General features: G+C 39.4%; 16 protein-coding genes. 14 read left to right on the top strand and 2 right to left on the bottom strand.

The window, feature by feature from the left end:
* Position 1 precedes the first annotated feature (1 nt).
* From HJC33_RS01795 to HJC33_RS01735, 13 genes are all read left to right on the top strand, one after another.
* Positions 2 to 1,636, top strand: a complete 1,635-nt coding sequence (locus tag HJC33_RS01795; RefSeq protein WP_171657074.1) for a RagB/SusD family nutrient uptake outer membrane protein — start codon at positions 2 to 4, stop codon at positions 1,634 to 1,636.
* Positions 1,637 to 1,766: 130 nt separating this feature from the next.
* Positions 1,767 to 2,756: a DUF4861 family protein gene (locus HJC33_RS01790; RefSeq protein WP_171657073.1), complete on the top strand. Its 990-nt coding sequence runs from the start codon at positions 1,767 to 1,769 to the stop codon at positions 2,754 to 2,756.
* 5 nt (positions 2,757 to 2,761) lie between these two features.
* A complete protein-coding gene (locus HJC33_RS01785) occupies positions 2,762 to 3,199 on the top strand; it encodes a cupin domain-containing protein (RefSeq protein ID WP_246245458.1) in 438 nt (145 codons plus the stop codon).
* Between the two features lie 60 nt (positions 3,200 to 3,259).
* Positions 3,260 to 4,450 (top strand): glycoside hydrolase family 88/105 protein, encoded by a 1,191-nt coding sequence (locus HJC33_RS01780; RefSeq protein ID WP_171657072.1) that lies wholly within the window; start codon positions 3,260 to 3,262, stop codon positions 4,448 to 4,450.
* Positions 4,451 to 4,473: 23 nt separating this feature from the next.
* Positions 4,474 to 5,709, top strand: a complete 1,236-nt coding sequence (locus tag HJC33_RS01775) for a glycoside hydrolase family 88/105 protein (RefSeq protein ID WP_171657071.1) — start codon at positions 4,474 to 4,476, stop codon at positions 5,707 to 5,709.
* 26 nt (positions 5,710 to 5,735) lie between these two features.
* The gene (locus HJC33_RS01770; RefSeq protein ID WP_171657070.1) at positions 5,736 to 6,779 is read left to right on the top strand and encodes a Gfo/Idh/MocA family oxidoreductase; all 1,044 of its coding nucleotides are present in this window, start codon (positions 5,736 to 5,738) and stop codon (positions 6,777 to 6,779) included.
* Positions 6,776 to 8,401 carry a DUF5060 domain-containing protein gene (locus HJC33_RS01765; protein ID WP_246245457.1) on the top strand — a complete coding sequence of 542 codons (1,626 nt, stop codon included), beginning with the start codon at positions 6,776 to 6,778 and terminating at the stop codon, positions 8,399 to 8,401. The genes HJC33_RS01770 and HJC33_RS01765 overlap by 4 nt, the downstream gene beginning before the upstream one ends.
* 11 nt (positions 8,402 to 8,412) lie before the next feature.
* Complete coding sequence (locus tag HJC33_RS01760) at positions 8,413 to 9,843, top strand: GntP family permease (protein ID WP_171657069.1); 1,431 nt, start codon at positions 8,413 to 8,415, stop codon at positions 9,841 to 9,843.
* 5 nt (positions 9,844 to 9,848) lie between these two features.
* Complete coding sequence (gene garD, locus HJC33_RS01755) at positions 9,849 to 11,372, top strand: galactarate dehydratase (protein ID WP_171657068.1); 1,524 nt, start codon at positions 9,849 to 9,851, stop codon at positions 11,370 to 11,372.
* A gap of 19 nt (positions 11,373 to 11,391) precedes the next feature.
* The gene (gene kdgD, locus HJC33_RS01750; RefSeq protein ID WP_171657067.1) at positions 11,392 to 12,306 is read left to right on the top strand and encodes a 5-dehydro-4-deoxyglucarate dehydratase; all 915 of its coding nucleotides are present in this window, start codon (positions 11,392 to 11,394) and stop codon (positions 12,304 to 12,306) included.
* Positions 12,307 to 12,388: 82 nt separating this feature from the next.
* A complete protein-coding gene (locus tag HJC33_RS01745; RefSeq protein WP_272621016.1) occupies positions 12,389 to 13,927 on the top strand; it encodes a glycoside hydrolase family 43 protein in 1,539 nt (512 codons plus the stop codon).
* 9 nt (positions 13,928 to 13,936) lie between these two features.
* Positions 13,937 to 15,940, top strand: a complete 2,004-nt coding sequence (gene pelA, locus HJC33_RS01740; protein WP_171657065.1) for a pectate lyase — start codon at positions 13,937 to 13,939, stop codon at positions 15,938 to 15,940.
* Positions 15,930 to 16,679, top strand: coding sequence for a rhamnogalacturonan acetylesterase (locus HJC33_RS01735; protein WP_171657064.1), 750 nt, complete (start codon positions 15,930 to 15,932; stop codon positions 16,677 to 16,679). Before pelA ends, HJC33_RS01735 begins: the two co-directional genes overlap by 11 nt.
* A gap of 443 nt (positions 16,680 to 17,122) precedes the next feature.
* Here HJC33_RS01735 and HJC33_RS01730 read toward each other — a convergent pair whose 3' ends face one another.
* Positions 17,123 to 18,376, bottom strand: a complete 1,254-nt coding sequence (locus HJC33_RS01730; protein WP_171657063.1) for a nucleoside hydrolase-like domain-containing protein — start codon at positions 18,374 to 18,376, stop codon at positions 17,123 to 17,125.
* A gap of 326 nt (positions 18,377 to 18,702) precedes the next feature.
* On the opposite strand from HJC33_RS01730, the gene HJC33_RS01725 reads away from it, so the two are divergent.
* The gene (locus HJC33_RS01725) at positions 18,703 to 19,590 is read left to right on the top strand and encodes an alpha/beta hydrolase (RefSeq protein WP_171657062.1); all 888 of its coding nucleotides are present in this window, start codon (positions 18,703 to 18,705) and stop codon (positions 19,588 to 19,590) included.
* Positions 19,591 to 19,619: 29 nt separating this feature from the next.
* Here the strand turns inward: HJC33_RS01725 and HJC33_RS01720 are convergent, their stop codons facing one another.
* Positions 19,620 to 21,044, bottom strand: a complete 1,425-nt coding sequence (locus HJC33_RS01720; RefSeq protein ID WP_171657061.1) for a Gfo/Idh/MocA family oxidoreductase — start codon at positions 21,042 to 21,044, stop codon at positions 19,620 to 19,622.

Here is a 21,044-nt window from a genome sequence, read left to right as displayed (position 1 = left end):
CATGAAAAGAAATTATATACTCTTAGTTATCGTGATGGTTATCTTCTCATCTTGTGATGATGTTTTGGAAGTGGATAACAGATCATTTGGTACCGCTGAGGAATTCTATGTTACAGCGGATGGTTATGAAAGTTTGATTAACGCAAATTATTCAAGATTGCGGGAAATTTATGGTAATTCTCCATACATGTTCTGTGCAGGAACAGACCTTTACGCAGAAGGTAGTGGTAGGGCAGCAGAGCCAGAGGGTCTTAGCCAATATACACAGCTAAATCCGTCATCTTCGGATGTTGATCATATTTACAATACAGCATATAGGGCAATCCTAACAGCAAATACAGCCCTTTATTATGCAGATATTACAGAACAAACATCAAGTGTTTCTAACCGAATAGGCGAAGTGAAATATTTACGAGCCAATGCTTATTTTTTGTTGGTGCAATCGTATGGGGGAGTTCCTATAGTGACAGATTTGATTGATAGCCCTGTCACAGAATTTGATAGAAATTCAGCCGAAGAAGTCTATAATTTGATTCTAGAGGATTTGAATGATGCTTTAGATCGAGTTGAAACAGGAAATTTTAATGGTCGCGTGAACCGTAGAGCAGTATTGCATCTATTGGCAAAAGTTCACTTGACCAGAGGTTATGAATCTTTTGGTACAGGAGCTGATTTTACAAGTGCTGCCAGTTTTGCTGATCAAGCAATCGGTGGGCAAGGGTTAAGCCTATCCTTTGAAGAAGTATGGAGTTTTGGCAATGAAATGAATGAAGAAGTATTGTTTTCTGTACAGTACAGTTCTGGGTCTGTAAGTGCTGATCCAACGGAACTTGGTAGTCAACAATCTCTATATTTTGGCCCATACATGGGAGGAAATGAGGTTGCAGGGGATGCGCCGCGAAGAAGCTATACTTTGCTGGCCACTGATTTTGCACTTCGCTTGTTTACACCAGAAGATGAGCGTTATGAAGGAACCTTTATGACGCAAGTTTTTGAAAGATATTTTGATTATCACGAAGTTGATGATACAAGTGGACTTGGTGTGAGCGAGTTCTATGAACCATATTGGTTTACTCCTGCGGATAGCACGGATTATGTGGACAATGCTATTTTGAACGCAGATTTTGAATATCATCCATATGAGACAACGTACGCTCAAATTGTTAGTGGGGATTGGGAGACCATTCCGGCTAAAAAGTTTGATGATCCTACGGCACCTTTTGGTGAGAGCTCTGAAGAAGGTTCAAGTACCAAGGATATTATCCTATCCAGATTGGGAGATACCTATTTATTGGCTGCTGAAGCTTACCTTCAAGCAGGTGATCCTGCAACAGGTCTACAACGATTAAATGTTGTAAGAGCTAGAGCTGGTGTTGCGGATGCTACTTTAGCAGAATTTGATATCGACTACATTCTAGATGAAAGAGGTCGAGAGCTCTTCGGAGAATACCATCGTTGGTTCGATTTAAAACGTACAGGGAAATTAGTGGAAAGAGCATCATTGCACCATCCGTTGGTTCAAGAGGCTAATTTCGCAGGATCTGGTGGAAACCTTAAAATTTTGAGACCAATTCCACAATCGGCCTTGGACTTGAATGCCAACAAGGATTTTCCTCAAAACCCAGCTTACGATTAATGGTTTTTTTAAAATGAACTTTAAGTTTTGTAATCAATATAAAGTTAGTTTGAGTTAGTTAAAAAAGAGGTTTGGTATTCAAGCCTCTTTTTATCTTAAATTGAAGGAGAAACACCGATAAACCACAATTATGAACACTGGAAAATTAATTTGGATTGCGCTCATCACGTTATCCATCTCATTTGGATGTAAGGAAAAGAAAAAAGATGAAGTCAAGGAAGAACAACAAGTGGCAAACGAGCCAATACTTCCAAAAACCTATGCTGAAATCTCTATAGGCCAAGGAGGGGAATGGAAGGATAGAGTTTATGAAAATGGAACTTCCTTTAAAAATGTTGAAGAATTAAGGGTGCCGGAAAGTCATACGGATCATTCTTGGTATGTTAGATATGAAGGTCCGGGGTGGGAGAGTAACAAAGTAGGTTATAGATTATATATCGATTGGCGCAATGCCATAGACATTTTTGGAAAAACCACAGACAGCATGATTTTGAACCAAGTGGGCCAGGATGGTTTTGATTCGTATCACGAAAAACAAAACTGGGGTCAGGATATATTAAAAGTTGGTAAGGCCCTTGGTTTGGGTTCCTATGGAAGAATGGTTGCCGATAGTGTATATCATTTTCAAAATTTGGATTCCACTTTTGTCAAGATTGATAATACTGAGAACCATTCTTCAGTTACCATTAATTATTATGGATGGGAATCTGCAGGAGTCACTACAGATTTGGTCTCCAACCTTTCCATAGCTCCAGATTCTAGAGCAACTAAAGCAGTTTTGAAGACCTCTGAACCAGTTGAGGGGTTGGCAACTGGTATTGTAAAGTCTGATGCCGCAGAATTGTTGCAAAGTGATGACAGTGAAGCTGAATGGGGCTATGTGGCCACATATGGTGAACAAACATTGGTGCCGGATAGGCTTGGAATGGCCATTTTCTACAAAAAAGAGCAGGTTGCAAGTATTGAAGATGGAAATTTTGACCACTTGGTGGTTTTTAAATCAACTAACGAACCAATTACCTACCATTTTGCTGCAGCTTGGGAAGGTGAAAAAGATGGGATAAAGACCAAGGAAGAATTCATTGCATATCTAAACTCCCAACTTGAAACATTAAAATAACCACCATGGAAACTCTGAGTACTCGACATAAAGTTTTGCTCTTTTTCATGTTATTGGGTGTATTTGGTGCGATGTGTATTGCTCAAGAAAAAAAATATGACATCAAGAACTGTGTCAATTCATTTAAAATGGAAGACACTGTCCAAACCAAGGTAGGATATCAATATTGGTTTGCTGACAAGGATTTCATAGATGGGCGTACATTAAAAATGAGTGTGGTGGAGCAGGGCAAATCAACCCATGCACCCCATAAACATCTTGAAGACGAATTTTTCTTTGTGCTGGAAGGTACCGCAGAGTTTTATTTGGATGGAGAAACGGTCGTAGTTGAACCATACACTAGCCTGTATTGCCCTTCATGGTCAATGCACGGCATTAGCAACGTAGGGGACACGACTTTAAAATATTTGGTAATCAAAAAATACCCAGAAGAAAAATTATAAGGTAATATGATTTTGAACAAGAAAGTTTACCTAAGAATATCTAGGTCAATAGCAGGATCAATGGTTCTGCTATTGTTTTTTACTGGCTGTAAAACAGAGAAAAAAGAAGTAAAGGATGGTAATGAAAATCAAACAGTTGTTGTATCAGACAGTTTACCATGGTCTGAGCGGATGGCACTGTCCATAATGGAAAGAGACCCAAAAGCCTGGCAAACAGAAAACGACTCCATTCCCAAGTGGAATTACAAGATCGGTTTGCTCTGTACGGCTTTTCAACAATTGTATAAAAGAACACTAGATGAAAGATTCCTTAACTATGTTAAGGATTACACAGATGTCATTATAAATGACGAAGGTGTTATCACCGGATATAATTTGGAAGAGTATAATATTGATATGATCAATTCAGGGAAAATGTTGTTTTGGTTGTACGATGAAACACAAGACCCAAAATATCACAAAGCTCTTATCGAACTCAGAAAGCAATTGGATGGACATCCCAGAACCAATTCCCATGGTTTTTGGCACAAAAAAATATATCCTTATCAAATGTGGTTGGATGGACTTTACATGGGAACTCCATTTTATGCCGAGTACAATACCCGTTTTGAAAATGGGGATAAGTTGGATGACATTGCGCATCAATTTGAATTGATATGGAAACACACCTTTGACGATGAAACCGGACTGCTTTATCATGCCTGGGATGAAAGCAAACAAATGGATTGGGCCAATAAGGAAAACGGTAAATCACCTAATTTCTGGTCTAGGTCCATGGGTTGGTATGTAATGGCCTTGGTAGATGTGTTGGACTTTTTTCCGGCAGAGCACCCAAAGAGAGAGGTTTTGGTAGAGCAATTGAATAGATTATCAGAGGCTTTGCTCGAACATCAGGATGAAACAGGTTTGTGGTATCAAGTTCCAAATATGCCAGAAAAAGAAGGGAATTATTTGGAATCTTCAGGTTCTAGCATGTTTGCCTACGGTTTTGCCAAAGGTACTTCAAAAGGATACTTGCCAGAGGAGTATTTGGCTCATGCCGAAAAAATCTTCAATGGTCTTGTGGAACATTTGATCAAGGTTGATGCGAATGGAGAAGTCCATATAACCCAAGTGTGTAAAAGTGCAGGTTTGGGAGGAAATCCATATCGAGATGGCTCTTTTGAATATTACATCAGCGAACCGATTGTAACCGATAATTTACATGGATTGGGGCCTTTCATTCTTGCGGCCAATCAATTGAACAAATAATGAAGAATTAAAAAACAAACAAAATGAAACCTTCATATAGTGTAATTCTAAGTTTCTCATTGCTTTTTACGATCTTGTTCAGTTGCAAACAAACCAAAAAAGAGGCAACGAAAGAAGCAAATGTTGACCCCGTTGTTGTACCAACAGACTTAAAATGGTCAGAACGCATGGCGCTATCGGAAATCCATCGATTTCCTGATCCTACATTGCTTGATTTTCGAAAAGAACCGGGATGGAGCTACACCAATGGTTTAGTCTTGCAGGCCATGTCAAGGATTTACAATCAAACCAACAACCAAAAACTGTACGATTATATCTATGATTATGGCAACAGAATGATCAATCAAGATGGTTCCATCAATACATATAGACTCAAGACGTATAATCTTGATATGATAAAATCAGGTGATGCAACCCTTTATCTCTATCAAAAAACCAAAGAACCGCGCTTTAAAGCGGCAATGGATAGCTTGCATTTGCAGCTAGAGGGACAACCAACCACTTCGGAAGGTGGATACTGGCACAAAAAAAGATATCCCTATCAAATGTGGTTGGATGGAGTTTTTATGGCAGAGCCATTTCACACCAAATATGCTTTGGAGTTTATGGAGGGCGAGGAACAACAAAAAGTATTGGATAAAATCGTCTTACAATATGACCTTATTCAGAAATACAATAGAGACCCAAAGACCGGACTTTATTACCATGGATGGGATGAAAGCAGGGAACAGCGATGGGCAAACAAAGAGACCGGGCTATCCTCTAATTTTTGGTCAAGAGGAATGGGCTGGTACGGAATGGCTCTTGTGGATATTTTGGATTATTTTCCTGAAAATCATCCTGGTCGTGAACGTATCATAGGCTATTTACAGGGATATGCAGAAGCTATTGTGAAATATCAAGATGAAACTGGTGCATGGTACCAGGTCTTGAACCTCCCAGAACGAGAAGGGAATTACCTTGAGGCCACAGGGACATGTATGTTCACCTATACTTTGGCCAAAGGCGTGAATAAAGGTTATTTATCCGAAGCATACATGGATTACGCCAAAAAAGGTTTCAATGGTATTCTGGAGCAGTTTGTAACTGTTGAGGAGAACGGAGTTGTAAATCTAAATCGTTGTTGTGGAGTTGCAGGTTTGGGTGGAAACCCATATCGGGATGGTAGTTTTGATTATTATATCAATGAGATAATAAGATCCAACGATCCAAAAGGTACTGGGCCCTTTATGTTTACAGCTTTGGAATTGGATAGATAAGGAATTTAAATCAATCAAAATCTGGAATGAAACCAATTAAAACAGCTTTATGTTCTTATGGAATGAGCGGTTATGTCTTCCATGCTCCCTTTTTGGAACTCAACCCCAATTTTTCCTTTTATGGGGTATGGGAACGGACAAAAAATGAAGCGGTTAAAAAATATCCATCGGTTAAGACTTTTAGGACTCTGGAAGAATTGCTGGAGGATGACAACATTGAGCTGGTAGTGGTAAATACACCAAGCGTTACCCACTATGATTTTGCAAAAAAAGTAATTGAAGCTGGTAAACATCTTGTAGTTGAAAAACCTTTTACAGCTACTACGGCTGAAGCTCAAGAGTTGATTGATTTGGCCAATGAAAAGAATCTAAAGCTTTCTGTTTTTCATAACAGAAGATGGGATAGCGACTTTAAGACGGTGAAAAACGTTTTGGAAGAAGGATTGCTGGGTGAAATCAGGGATGTTGAGCTACATTACGACCGTTATGATACATCGTTGAGCTACAAGGTTCATAAAGAGATTCCAACCCCAGCTGTTGGCAGTCTTTATGATTTGGGATCACATATTATTGATCAAGCCATACAATTGTTCGGTATGCCCAAAGCTGTTTTTGCCGATACTGATATGTATCGGCCGACCTCAAAAGTCATGGATTTTTTTGATGTGAAACTGTTTTATGGATCATTCAGGGTTGCCCTAAAATCAAGTTACTACGTAAGAGAAGCCTTGCCAGGCTTTATTTTACATGGCACCAAAGGCTCTTTTTTGAAAAGTAGGGCAGACGTGCAAGAAGGTCAACTACAAAAAGGGATTTTACCCAATGATTTGTCTTATGGTATTGAACCCAAAAAGGAGCAAGGACTATTACATACTGAGTTGAATGGAGCAGTTTTTAGAAAACACATTCCTTCAGAATCGGGGAACTACATGGCCTATTATGATGGAATCTATGAAGCCATCAGAAACAATGGTTCTTTACCGGTTTTAGCTGAGGAAGCTAAGAACATCATCACAATAATTGAAGCCGCCTATAAAAGTAAAGAAGAAAGAAGGATAGTGGATTTATGAAGATGAGGATTTGGATATTTTTTGCATTGCTATTGACCAATCTGGGAGTGCTAATTTCGCAGGTGCAGGTTCAAAAATGGCATCGTTTTGAAAAAACTTTTCAGTATAACCCTAAGGTGAATCCATTCACCGATATAAAACTTACAGCAACTTTTACCAATCCAGACACAACATTTACGGTACATGGTTTTTATGATGGAGATTCCAATTTCAAAATAAGGTTTATGCCCCAATGGGAAGGTATCTGGACTTATAAAACCACCAGTAATATTCCTGAAATGGATAACCAGCAAGGCAATTTTATCTGTGTCGCTGCTTCTGGAAAAAACCAAGGAATGCTAAAAGTTGCCGATACGTACCATTTTAAATATGAAAATGGCGATTACTATTACCCATTTGGAACCACATTATATGCGTGGACACATATGGATGAGAAACTTCGAAAGTTGACGTTGGAGAATATCCAAAAAGCGGGTTTCAACAAGGTTCGTATGTGTGTATTGCCCAAGGCCTATGGAAGCACAATAAAAGAACCAGTAATGTATCCTTTTAAATTAAAAAAGATGCATTCGAACAAAGCAGGAAAAGAACGCTACGAATGGGATTTTGAAGAGTTCAATCCAACGTTCTTTCAAAATTTAGAGCAAAGAATATATGAATTGGATTCCATTGGAACGCAGGCAGACTTAATTCTATTTCACCCCTATGACGAAAACAGATGGGGGTTTGATGAAATGCCGCATGACATGGATGTACGCTATCTGGAATATGTAACGGCCCGTATTTCATCTTTCAAAAATGTATGGTGGTCCTTGGCCAACGAATGGGGATATTTGAAAGAAAAAAGTGTGGCCGATTGGGATGATTTGATTCGCACCACAGTTAAAAATGACCCATATGGTCATTTATGTTCCATACATGGGCCAACCGCGGTCTATTACAATTACATGATGCCAGAATTAACCCATGTCAGTATCCAGGATGAAGCACCGGTGCTGACTTCTTTTGGTGCTGCAACCTTAAGAAATATCTACAAAAAACCTATTCTTTTGGATGAGGTAGGGTATGAAGGTAACCTTTCCTCAAGATGGGGCAGATTGAGTCCGCAGAAATTGACCCATTTATTTTGGAATGGAATAATTGCCGGAGGTTATGTGACGCATGGAGAAGTATACGACCATGGTAAGGAAGATAATGTGGTCTGGTCAAACGGAGGAACACTTGTTGGAGAAAGCTGGAAGCGCATCAAGTTTTTAAAGGAACTAATGGAAGCAGGACAAGGACCTTTATTTATGTCGGATATCAGTCGGGATTTGGTTACCGCTTCGGCAGGAAATGGATATTACCTTATCTATTTTGGGGAGAAGCTACAGGAAGAATGGACTTTTTCCTTGCCCAAAAAGAATGGCGACCTCAAAAAATTGAAAGAGGGAGAGCAATTCAAAGTAGAAATAATAGATGCCTGGAACATGACCATCACCGAAGTGCCAGGTCAGTTCGAAACTAAATCGGCCGGTCGATATCAGATGGTTGACAAAGAGATGAAAAGGGTTTTGTTGCCTTACACTCCTTTTATCGCTTTGCGAATTACCAAAGTCAAAGAAAAAAATGGACCTAATTAAAGTAGTTTAACATGGACCCTTTAATCATCATTTTAATAGGTACTGTCACGGTACTGTTCTGCATCATTAGATTAAAGCTCCATGCAGCTGTCTCCTTACTTTTTGCGGCATTGGTAACGGCACTTTTAACATCACCGGAATTGATAGCCGCTTATGCGGAGCACAAGGGCATGGGTGCAGAGGAGACGCAGGCCATGATTAATATGAGTTTGGGTAAGCGACTGGCGGCAGCTTTTGGTAGCACAAGTGCAAAGGTGGGTATTCTAATTGCATTGGCTTCCATAATAGGAACCGCACTAATGCGAAGCGGTGGTGCAGAACGTATCATTCGGGCGTTGTTGGGTTTGTTTGGAAAAAAAGGTTCTTCCCTGGCCTTATTATCAGGAAGCTTTACACTGGCAATCCCTGTTTTTTTTGATACAGTTTTCTACTTGATGATTCCTTTGGTGAAATCGATAGGGGTCCGTAGCCCCAGAAAATTCGGATTGTATTTAATGACGGTCATTGCAGGTGGTGTCATGGCCCATTCCCTGATTCCGCCCACGCCTGGACCTTTGTTTGTAGGAGAAGAATTAGGAATTGATTTAGGGGCTATGATCGTTGGGGGATTAGTGGTAGGTTCCATAACGGTATGCTGTGGCTATCTCTATGCCCTTTGGGCCAATAAAAGGTGGGATTTGCCCATGCGGGATACCCCAGATATTTCCATTAAGGACTTGCAACAATTTTCAGATAAGAAAAAAACACAATTACCTTCATTGGGTTTTTCCCTGCTTCCTGTAATACTTCCACTTTTGCTGATAACCGGGAATACATTTAGTACTATGTGGTTGAAAGACACAGGGACTCCTTCAGATTTTCAGCTTCAGGTGGGTAAGTTCTTCTCAACCTTCGGAGATGCCAATATGGCTTTGGTGATTTCAAGCATATTGGCCATGATTTTATTATGGTCTAGATTGAAGGATTCGGACCAATTCAAAAAATTCATTTTTGAAGCCTTGAGCAGTGCAGGAATGATTATCCTGATTACCTCTGCGGGAGGTGCATTTGGGCAAATGTTACAACAAACTGGCATTGGAATTCGTGTGGGCGAATTGGCATCAAATTATCAAATGGCAGTTTTGCCGTTGGCCTTTATCATTACTGCGGTTGTACGAACAGCACAAGGCTCGGCAACAGTGGCTATGGTTACTGCCATAGGGGTGATGAGTGGATTGGCAGAAGCCAATTTATCCTTTCATCCGGTGTATTTGGCATTGGCCATTGGTTGTGGTTCCAAAATTTTTGCTTGGATGAATGATAGTGCTTTTTGGATCATTACAAAAATGAGTGGTATGCAAGAAAAGGAGACAATCAAGCATTTTTCCTTTCTGTTGATGGTAATGGGTGTTTCCGGTTTAATTGCGGTGATGATATTATCCAGTTTGTTCCCTTTTGTTTAGAGTCTATGAAAAAGAATATTGTCATACAATCCAATCCAAAAGATAATGTTGCTGTGGTCGTAGATGTCCAAGGGCTTAAAAAAGGCTCGGAAGTAATAAAAGGAATTGTACTGCAGGAAAATATTCCCATGGGACATAAGGTTGCCTTAAAACCTATAAAAAAAGGGGAAGGTATTATTAGATATGGGCAACCCATAGGGAATGCACAAAAAGACATTCAGATAGGTGAATGGGTCAATGAGTTGAGCATTGAACTGGTAGAACCTCCAAACCTGGACTCAATTCCCATAAAACAAAATTCATTTCCATCAATGGAAAAGTTGGAGGGCTATACATTTTTGGGTTATAGAAATGAAGATGGTTCCGTAGGAACAAAAAATGTCCTCGGAATAACCACAAGTGTTCAATGTGTGGCTGGGCTTACCGAATATGTGGTGAAAAAAATCAGAGAAGAATTGTTGCCCAACTACCCTAATGTGGATGATGTGGTCGGGCTTACACATTCTTATGGTTGTGGTGTGGCCATTGATGCGCCAGCTGCAATTATTCCCATAAGAACCATTCAAAATATAGCGCAAAATCCAAATTTTGGAGGCGAAATTATGGTTTTGGGACTGGGTTGTGAAAAGTTAAGACCTGAAAAACTTATTGGTGACAAGCAGAATTCCAATGATATTTTCTACATGCAGGATGAAGAAAATCATGGTTTTTCGGACATGGTTGGCAACGTATTGCAAATGGCCGAAGGTCACCTGAAAAAACTTAATGCCCGAAAAAGGGAAGTATGTCCTGCTTCAGATTTAGTAGTGGGCATGCAATGTGGCGGAAGTGATGCTTTTTCTGGAATAACAGCCAATCCTGTGGCTGGTTTTGCATCAGACCTTATAGTGAGGGCAGGGGGTAGTGTTATGTTCTCAGAAGTAACTGAGGTGCGTGATGCTGTTCATTTGTTGGTGCCCAGAACCGGTTCTCCTGAAGTTGCCCATGCTTTGCTAAATGAAATGAAATGGTATGATGACTATTTGGCCAATGGAAATGTTGACCGTAGCGCAAATACAACCCCTGGTAACAAAAGAGGAGGTCTGAGCACCATTGTGGAGAAGTCCCTTGGTTCTGTTGTTAAATCGGGAACAAGTCCCATTGTGGATGTTATACCTCCCGGGGGCAAACTGAAAATGAAGGGCCTCAATTTTGCAGCTACGCCCGCTGGCGATTTTGTTTGTGGTACCCTTCAATTGGCAGCGGGAATGAATGTACATGTTTTTATGACCGGAAGGGGAACACCCTACGGACTTTCGATAGTGCCCGTAATTAAAGTCAGCTCCAATACTGCAATTAGTGAACGTTGGCACGATTTAATCGATTTTGATGCAGGAGTAATTGCAACAGGGGATAAAAGTATAGAAGAACGAGGATGGGATCTTTTCCATCATATTTTGGATGTGGCCAGTGGAAAAACTAAAGTGGCATGTGATAAACTAGGGATTCACAATGATTTGGTATTGTTCAATCCTGGTCCTTTAACTTAAATTAAATCAATCAAAGCATATGGAATTTGAAAAAATTAAACAAGCATTAGGTGATGGATTATTATCATTTCCAATCACTGATATGGATGATAAAGGAAATTTTAATCCTTCGACTTTTGAAGACAGGGTAAATTGGTTTTTAGAGCATCAAATATCCGCGCTATTTGTTGCTGGTGGTACAGGCGAGTTTTTTTCCTTGTCCAAAGGAGAGTATCAGCAAATTATATCTATTGCAGCTAAAACTGTAGAGGGTAAGGCACCGGTAATTTCAAGTGTTGGTAGAAGTATTCCAGAAGCCATTGAATTTGCAAAATTGGCTGAAGAATCTGGAATTGATGGTCTATTATTAATGCCGCCTTATTTAACAGGATGTCCCAAAAGTGGAGTTGTGAGCTATGCCAAAGCAATTATGCAAAGTACTCGGTTACCCGTCATCTATTACAATCGTGCAAATGGAATTCTTGGTGCCGATGAGATTAAAGAATTGGCTGATGTTTGCCCTAATCTCATTGCACTAAAAGATGGAACTGGAAACATGCAGGATTTAAATGAAACCATCAAAACAGTAGGTGATCGTTTGGTTTATATCGGAGGTGTGCCCACCGCAGAAATTATATCAGAAGCATACTTGTCCATTGGGGTCAATACCTATTCTTCGGCGGTTTTCAATTTTGTGCCAGAAATGGCAATTGCCTATTACGAAGCTTTAAGGGCGGGCAATCAAGAAAAGGTAAATCAAATTATCTCAGATTTCTTCATACCGTTTGTAAGGTTGAGAAGCAAAAAATCAGGTTATGCCGTAAGCTTGATAAAAGCTGGGGCAGAAATCATTGGAAAACCTGCAGGAGATGTCCGTGCCCCCTTGGAAATGCCATCCAAAACGGAAAAAGCAGAGTTGAAAAAAATGATAGAAAAAGCACAAACCTTGCTGTAAGATGATATCGAAACGTTGGATTTGCCAATCTATATGCTTTTGTTTTTTGTCGATTTCTATTGCATTTCCTCAAAAAGCCTTTGTGTCGGAAGTTTGGCAAGCAGATAATGGTGATGGCACTTACACCAATCCCATCATACATTCGGATTTTTCCGACCCAGATGTGGTTCGAGCAGGGGAAGACTATTTTATGACTGCTTCTTCGTTCAATTGTGTCCCTGGGTTACCCATTTTACACTCCAAGGATTTGGTCAATTGGCGACTGGTAAATTATGCGTTGCAACGACAAGTGCCTGAAGAAGTGTTTGATAAACCCCAGCACGGGAATGGGGTTTGGGCTCCCTGTATTCGTTTTCATCAAGATGAATATTATATTTTCTATCCCGACCCAGATTTCGGTATCTATATGATTAAAACCAAGAATCCGAGGGCAGATTGGTCAAAACCAATTCTGATTAAAGCAGGAAAAGGGTTGATTGACCCAACTCCGCTATGGGATGACGATGGTAAAGCATATTTAGCTTATGCATTTGCAGGGAGTAGAGCCCAAATAAAAAGTATTTTAATGGTTTGTTCCATGGCTTCGGATGCAACTCAAACCTTTAATGATGATGTGATGGTTTTTGACGGTCATGGCAGCCAACCCACCATTGAAGGGCCTAAGTTTTACAAACGAAATGGATACTATTACCTATTTGCTCCAGCTGGTGGTGTGTCAACAGGGTGGCAACAAGTTCTGCGCTCCAAAAATGTATGGGGCCCCTATGAATCCAAAACGGTAATGGAACAGGGTAGTACCCCAATTAATGGCCCCCATCAAGGAGCTTGGGTAGATACAGTTACAGGAGAAGATTGGTTTGTACACTTTCAGGATAAAGGCGCTTACGGTAGAATTGTACATCTACAACCTATGATTTGGAAAAATGATTGGCCCATTATTGGTAAGGACCAAGGAAATTCGATTGGAGTGCCTGTAGAGACCCATAAAAAACCAAATGTGGGTAAAGCATATCCAGTTACCACGCCTTTGGACAGTGATGAATTCAACACAACAAAATTGGGATTGCAATGGCAATGGCATGCCAACCCCAGTTTGTATTGGGGTTTTCCAACGCCTAATGGCTACTTTAGATTGTACTGCAAACCAAAACCTGAGGAACATATTAGCCTTTGGGACACTCCACATTTATTGTTGCAAAAATGGCCATCTGAATCCTTTGTTGCCACATCAAAAATCAAATTCTCCGCTAAGGAAGAAGGAGAAAAAATAGGGTTTTTGGTTATGGGTCGCGACTACGCCTATCTTCAGATTGAAAAAACTGTGGACGATTTGTATGCAGCTTTAGTTGTCTGTAAAAATGCTGACCAAGGTGGAAAAGAGGTGGTAGGTGAGAAGGTTAAAATTTCAAAAGAGGAACAGTACTTAAGAATAAAAGTTGCTTCTGGAGGTAAGTGTACTTTTCATATCAGTTCAAATGGAAAAAAATACCAGCAAGTAGGTGACATGTTCATGGCAAGGGAGGGTAAATGGATAGGTGCCAAAATAGGTTTTTTCGCTATGCGAGATGGAATTACCAACGATTCGGGGAGTTTAGACATAGATTATATTCGGTTTAATTGACTTGTAGTGATGAAAATATACAAATGGATTATATGTTTTACGCTGTTCAGTTTTTATGCACAAGGCCAGTTATTGGACCATTCATGGGAAAATGTTGTTGAAGGAAGTAGTCCAGAATGGTATCAAAGTGATCAGGCAACACAAATAGCAAAAAATGTGCTGTTATACCAAAGGAATATTGGTGGATGGCCCAAAAACAAGAGTATGCATCGGCCTCTGACTGAAAAGCAGGCGCAAAAATTGACGGAGGAAAAATCCAAAGCATTGGGTGCTACAATCGATAACGGGGCTACCACATTAGAAATGTATTTTTTGGCCAAATTGAATTCCTTTCAACCCAACAAAAAATACAGAAATGCATTTGTAAAAGGATTGAATTATATATTGGAAGCACAATATGTCAATGGAGGTTGGCCACAGTTCTATCCTCTAAGAAATGGTTACTACAGCCATATCACCTATAATGATGACGCAATGCCCAATGTGATGAAATTGCTGTATTCCATTATGAAAGAGGAATTTCCTTATAATAATTTGGATTTAGATCTAGAGAGAAAAGGCAAAGTGGCGGCGGCTTTTCAAAAAGGAATCAATTGCATTTTGAACACACAATATAAACAGGATGGGCAGTTGACAGGTTGGTGTGCACAACACGACGTGAAAACTTTACTTCCAGCCAAGGCCAGATCTTATGAACTTCCAAGTTTAAGCGGCATGGAATCAGCAAGTTTATTGGAATTGCTGATGGATATCGAAAAACCAACGCCTAGAATCGTAAAATCAATTGAAGCTGGCATAAATTGGTTCAAAGATGCCCAGCTCAAAGGCACTAGGGTGGAACGGCGTTACGATGCAAATGGAAAACTCACCGCAAAAATAGTATCCCAAGACAAAGACGCTCCACCTATTTGGGGAAGATTTATGGAGCTTGACGACAATACTCCCTTTTTCTGCGATAGGGATGGCATTAAAAAAGAAAGCCTTTACGATATAGGCGAGGAGCGAAGATTAGGTTACCGGTGGTATACAGATAGACCGCAAAGGATTATTGATGCATATCCAAAATGGAAAGAAAGAGTGGGGGCACAGCGACAGCATCCCAAAAGTGATTTGTATAAAATTGTCGTTGCTCAAGATGGGTCAGGACACTTTTCAACCGTACAAGATGCCTTGAATAGTACAAAGGCATTTCCTTATGAGAGGGTAATCATTCAAATCAAAAAAGGAATTTATAGGGAGAAGGTTCATGTGTATGCTTGGAACCCAAAGGTTTCTTTTTTTGGAGAGGATAAGGATAGCACCATCATCATTTATGATGATTATTTTGATAAAATCAATCTTGGTAGAAATAGCACATTCCATACAGCTACCTTGCAGGTTGATGGCGACGATTTTATCGCTAAAAATCTGACTGTTAAAAATAGTGCTGGGCCGGTTGGTCAAGCGCTGGCATTAGGAGTAAATGCCAATCGAGCCAAGTTTGAGAATTGTAATTTTTTGGGCAATCAAGATACTGTTTATACATCTGGAGAGGGTTTTGTGCAGTATTTTAAGAATTGCCATATAGAGGGCACAACAGATTTTATCTTCGGAAATGCCACTGTTTTGTTTGAAAACTGTGATTTGCTTAGTAAGGCAAACTCATATATTACGGCGGCTTCCACTCCAGAGCATCAATCCTTTGGTTATGTGTTTAAAAACTGTCGACTTGTGGCAGACGGCAAAGTGAATGATGCCTATTTGGGAAGGCCATGGCGGACCTTTGCCAAAACCGTTTTTATGAATTGTGAAATGGATGTGCATATCAACCCAAAGGGTTGGGGTAACTGGTCCAATGTTGATGCTGAGACCAAGGGGTTCTATGCTGAATACAATTCGCAAGGTACAGGTGCAAATCCTGATAAAAGAGTTTTATGGTCACATCAATTGACAAAAAGTGAGATACAAGAGTATTCAAAGGAAAATATTCTTTTGCAGAAAGAAGATTCTAAAAATCCTTGGTATGAGCGTTAGAAAAATTTTAATCCCATTAATTTTATTATGGGGAACTTGGATGCATTCACAAACATTGACTATTTACACCATTGGTGATTCAACCATGGCAGACAAGCCCAATCCCGATGTTAATCCAGAGCGGGGTTGGGCTCAAATGTTACCAAAATTCTTTGTGGATGAAGTTAAGATTGAGAATCGTGCTGTAAACGGGCGAAGTACTCGAAGTTTTATTGCAGAAAAAAGATGGGATTCCATATTGAAGACTTTACAGCCAGGAGATTATGTGTTCATTCAGTTTGGGCATAATGATCAAAAGTATAAAGACCCAAAACGGTATACCAATCCATTTACGGCTTACCGGAACAATTTAGAGCGATTTGTACTGGAAACTAGAGAAAAAGGGGCTATTCCGATATTATTTTCATCCATAGTACGGAGAAACTTTAACGAATATGGAACTTTAATCGATACCCATGGTGAATATCCAATAGTGACTCGAATGGTAGCAAAAGATCTAAAGGTGCCATTTGTTGATTTACAATTATTGACGGAACAAATGGAAGAAAAATATGGGGTGGAAGGTTCAAAACAACTGCATTTGCATTTTGCACCGAAAGCACATTCATTTTATCCTGAAGGAAAAGAGGATAACACCCATTTGTCAGTTTTTGGGGCTACTGAAATTGCCAGACTGGCATTGAGTCAACTTAAAATGAAAAAAGTTGGTTTGGAAAAGTATATCTTAAAACTAGATTAAATAGATAGAAGCGAAATTTTTAGGTTCCAATATCGCATTTGTTTTAATTTTTGGATAGGCCATTTTCGGTAATGCTCAAGAAAATAGTCTTCCCAATACCTCGGTATCGTATGTGACAACTGGTAGTATCCTTCTATAATTACAGGCATTCTTGAGTATAACATTTAAAATGTGACCTTTAAAAACTTTGACTTTCAATTAAAGGGATGTATTACCATTACCGATCAAAAGCTATTGGAATATGATGGGAATATCTAGAAGGAAGCAAATTTGGAGATACCAATGCCTTTGTGTTCTATGTTCGTCAGGTATACAAGGTTGAGTTTACGAATAGCAATTTTTCCGCTGATACCCCAGATGCCAGAAAATGGTTGGTTGAAAAGGATGTTGAAAATGTGATGATTCAATAGCCTGCTGCTATTATTATAAAGTAGTGGTATTGATCACTTCAACCAACTCCATCTTTCTGCCCAATCCATTAAAAAGGTTTCCCTATGTTCAGCAACTGTTTTAGCTCCTTGCTGAACTCCAAGGAACTGTTCAGGTTCTGGAGTATCGCCATACCATTGATCTCCTAAAGGATAATCATTATTGGAAGCTTTTCCAGGCCAAGGTGTAACACTGGTATATTGTCCGGTTAGGCCATCTAATTCGGGAATGCTACTGAAGGTCGTATAAGTTCCTGTTTCAGGCTTCTTAGAAGAATACCGTACTCCATAGATGCCTTTTCCCAAATAATATCCATCCCAAGTTTGACCGGAAATTTTCATGGAAAAACAAGTGGAATCTTGTGGAATATCCTTTATGGGGCCTTCAAACCGCCATTCAATAACATCATAGGCCGCTATAGTATCCTCTCTGGTACTTTGTTGTTGAAAAATACTTCTCGAACTTCTATCTATTTTGACAAAACTACCACCCCAGCTTTTTCCTGAAGGGTTATTGGGGTCACCATTCAGAATATAAGCTAAAGAAGGTGTATCTCCCATTTTAATTTCACCATTGTAATAATTTTTGAAGTCTTTGCCCATATAACCATGCCCTTCAATAAAATTAGAATAATATTTTGTGCTGGCGAGTTTTTCAGGAGAACCTTCATCCATGAACCATCCACGGTACGTGGCATTAGCTTCAATCATCCATAGGTCTGGATGATGTTCGGCTATATAGGTATATGCGTTAACACTCCATTTTTTATTTGGACCTCCAATCCAATAGACTTTAATGTTCTGTTTGATTTCAGGAGCATCATGTAAAGCTTGAGCAACATCTTCCAGCCCACCCCAGACCAGTATCCATAAAGGTTGGTCACTTTTCTCTTTCGCACAAGAAATTATCCAATTAGAGCCTTTTGTAGCCTCTCTATAGCCTTTAAAGGGAGCTAAATTGGTTGCGCCTTGCTTGCAAATGCTCCGCAATGCATCGGGATTTGGAAATTCATTGGAATGTGCAGATAGTTTTGGAAGATCCTTTTCATACAAATCAATGATATCTAGAAAGTCCTTTTTTCTACCTTTGCCATAAGGGGATGAGACCAATCCTTCAATATGAACCATGTCTGCATACATTAACAAATGTATCATGGATTGAAAGTCATCAGGGTCAGTGCCCCCAATGTCACTACTGATCAAAACTCTCGGTTTTTCAACTTTAACGGTATGATCTGTACATCCTACTAACAAAAATGCCAAAACCATGATGATTAAGGTTTGATGGAATAGTTTTTTGGGTAAAAGAATATAAGATTTACAAAACTTGATACTTTGAAGACTTTTTTTCTGTCCATCACATTCTCCTTCAAGTATAGTTGAAAACTTAATTTGATTTTTTATTATTGGTAAATTTAAAAATGGCATTGAATGATAGAAAATAATTAATGAGTAATCGATTGCATATAAAAATAATATAAAATATTTGGAAATTGCGTGGAGAATTAAAAGTGTTTAAATTTCAGTTGGCTGTACCAACTTGTAATTTAATCTATGTGCTTAGTTTATGTTTTTGTACCCTGTTTCAAACGTGGTTGAGAGGACAAAATAGTCCACAACCTTATTCCATTGTTACTACGTATAAAAAACTTAAAAAGGACTTTCCTTTTGTTAAGATGATTGAGCCGTTGGAATCTGATAAAATAATCAGTTATCCGAATATCGCTTACAAAAGTTCTGAAAAAGGGGATTTAGTAGGTGATATTTATATGCCACGAATGCCCAAAAAATTGAGAATGACAGCCATACTTTTGGTTCATGGTGGAGGATGGTTGACCGGGAGCAAAGAAAATCAAACTGTAATGGCCCAGCATTTGGCAGAACATGGGTATGTTGCAATGACTATAAATTATACCTTGGGTCATGAAGAACCTTATCCTAGTGCCGTTATCGATTTAAAAGATGCCGTTAGATGGTTACGTGCCCATGCCGAAACCTATCACATTGATTCCAAAAGAATTGTGATTCTGGGCACTTCTGCCGGAGCACAGTTAGCTACTTTGGTTGGAGTCACCCCTAATTCGAAAGTGTATGGTTTTGATCCTAATATTTCTGATGAAGTACAGGCCATTATAAATATTGATGGTATTGTCTCTTTTGTACATCCCGAAGCACATCAAGAGGGGAAATCGGCCAGTATTTGGTTAAATGGGACCCGAGAAACCAACCCTAAAAACTGGAAAGAAGCTTCGCCTTTACAATATGTTGATTCCAATGCGCCCCCGATTCTCTTTATCAATAGCTCAAGGAAACGTTTTCATGCAGGTCGTGATGATATGATTCAAATACTAAACGAAAAAGGAATTTACAATCAAGTGCATACCTTAAAGGATAGTCCTCATTCTTTTTGGCTGCTGCACCCATGGTTTGAGCCTACGCTTAATTATATCCTGGATTTTTTGGACAGTCAAGGATTTAAATAGTTATTGTTTAAGTATGTTTTAGTTTTGATTCATCCCCATTTTTTTACTCGAGGGGTCAAATCTGTGAGGTGTTCAATTTTCACCGGACGTTGCTCATCAATACTTTTTCTAGCAGCGATGCCAATTAAAATGGCCATAGCTCCATCCCGTACATCTGCGGCATGTTTCATTGTTGGTTTTTCTATTTGCCCTTTAAAGATTTCATTGAACATGATTTTGTCGCCTCCCCAATGCCCCTTTCGTGCATATGGAAATTTAATGAAGTTGAAATCTTCAAAGTTTCGTTGAACAGCAATTTCATGGTACTTCAATTCAACTTTAGTATGAGCGGATTGGTCCATTTCCTTATCATGTAAAGTGGACTGGTCTTCTTGTATAGAATTGCGCCATGGAATACCCTCATGGGTCTCTATCCTCCCATTTTTTCCATTGATTCCGAAGCGAAAACCTTCAAAAGGGGAGTAGGTGGTCAAAGAATAACTTACCTGTACATTGTTGGCATAGGTAATCTGCACGACCATTTTGTCAAAAATGTCAATTTCTTCTCGAAACAAGCAGTTGTCCCTAATATATCCGTCATATTTTTCATTGGCTACATAAAGATTCATGTACGTTTCATTTGTGGTAATGTCCCAATAAAATTGACAAGAATCTTTATGTGGACATGTTCTGCAATTATCCCCTCTAAACGGGTTGTTTTTGCCATATTTTTCCAATGCTCCGTATGCATGTACTTCAACAGGGTCTGAACCAATAAACCAATTTAAAAGGTCAAAATGATGAGCCGATTTATGTAGCAAAAGTGTACCACTTTTGTCACGTAAACCATGCCATCTGCGAAAATAGGAAGCACCATGATAGGTGTTGAGATACCAATTGAGATCTATGGATACCAAATCACCTATTTCGTTGTCTCGAATTAACTCTTTAATCTTGGTAAATAGTTGACCATACCTATAATTGAATGCATTGATGAGTTTACCGTTTGATTTTCTTTGGGCATCAATAATTTTTTGACACTTGAATTCATCTGTGGTCATTGGTTTTTCACTCACGACAATCAAGTTTTTTTCAAGTCCTTTGATGATAAAAGTGTCGTGTTCAGAGTCTACGGTTGTAACTATTAAAAGTTCCACCTCCGTCTCTTCGAGCATGGCATCAAAATCTGTAAAGGTTGGGCAATTAACACCAATATGTTTTTGTGCATATGCCACCCGCCCTGGGTTGATATCGCACAATCCAACAAATTCAACCACATCCCCATAATTGTCGTTCAAAAACTTGCCCCAGAATGAGATTCCACGAATACCTGTGCCCACCAGTGCAACTTTTTTCTTTTGTTTGGTATGTAGGAGCGTATTTCCTAAGGCAGGGGAAACCAATAGGGCACCGGCAGCAGAGGCACTTGCAGATTTAATGAATTTTCTTCGGGATACTTTGCTTTTTGTTGTCAT

This window comes from Flagellimonas amphidinii (genome assembly GCF_013090115.1).
Lineage (GTDB): Bacteria > Bacteroidota > Bacteroidia > Flavobacteriales > Flavobacteriaceae > Flagellimonas > Flagellimonas amphidinii.
Note: the sequence above shows the minus strand (reverse complement) of the source record. Positions and strands in the feature narration are given on the sequence as shown.

Bases quoted from the DNA above. Each gene is read 5' to 3' on its own strand.
- HJC33_RS01795 (WP_171657074.1), top strand. From the start codon at position 2: ATGAAAAGAAATTATATACTCTTAGTTATCGTGATGGTTATCTTCTCA.
- HJC33_RS01790 (WP_171657073.1), top strand. From the start codon at position 1,767: ATGAACACTGGAAAATTAATTTGGATTGCGCTCATCACGTTATCCATC.
- HJC33_RS01785 (WP_246245458.1), top strand. From the start codon at position 2,762: ATGGAAACTCTGAGTACTCGACATAAAGTTTTGCTCTTTTTCATGTTA.
- HJC33_RS01780 (WP_171657072.1), top strand. From the start codon at position 3,260: ATGGTTCTGCTATTGTTTTTTACTGGCTGTAAAACAGAGAAAAAAGAA.
- HJC33_RS01775 (WP_171657071.1), top strand. From the start codon at position 4,474: ATGAAACCTTCATATAGTGTAATTCTAAGTTTCTCATTGCTTTTTACG.
- HJC33_RS01770 (WP_171657070.1), top strand. From the start codon at position 5,736: ATGAAACCAATTAAAACAGCTTTATGTTCTTATGGAATGAGCGGTTAT.
- HJC33_RS01765 (WP_246245457.1), top strand. From the start codon at position 6,776: ATGAAGATGAGGATTTGGATATTTTTTGCATTGCTATTGACCAATCTG.
- HJC33_RS01760 (WP_171657069.1), top strand. From the start codon at position 8,413: ATGGACCCTTTAATCATCATTTTAATAGGTACTGTCACGGTACTGTTC.
- garD (WP_171657068.1), top strand. From the start codon at position 9,849: ATGAAAAAGAATATTGTCATACAATCCAATCCAAAAGATAATGTTGCT.
- kdgD (WP_171657067.1), top strand. From the start codon at position 11,392: ATGGAATTTGAAAAAATTAAACAAGCATTAGGTGATGGATTATTATCA.
- pelA (WP_171657065.1), top strand. From the start codon at position 13,937: ATGAAAATATACAAATGGATTATATGTTTTACGCTGTTCAGTTTTTAT.
- HJC33_RS01735 (WP_171657064.1), top strand. From the start codon at position 15,930: ATGAGCGTTAGAAAAATTTTAATCCCATTAATTTTATTATGGGGAACT.
- HJC33_RS01730 (WP_171657063.1), bottom strand. From the start codon at position 18,376: ATGGTTTTGGCATTTTTGTTAGTAGGATGTACAGATCATACCGTTAAA.
- HJC33_RS01720 (WP_171657061.1), bottom strand. From the start codon at position 21,044: ATGACAACAAAAAGCAAAGTATCCCGAAGAAAATTCATTAAATCTGCA.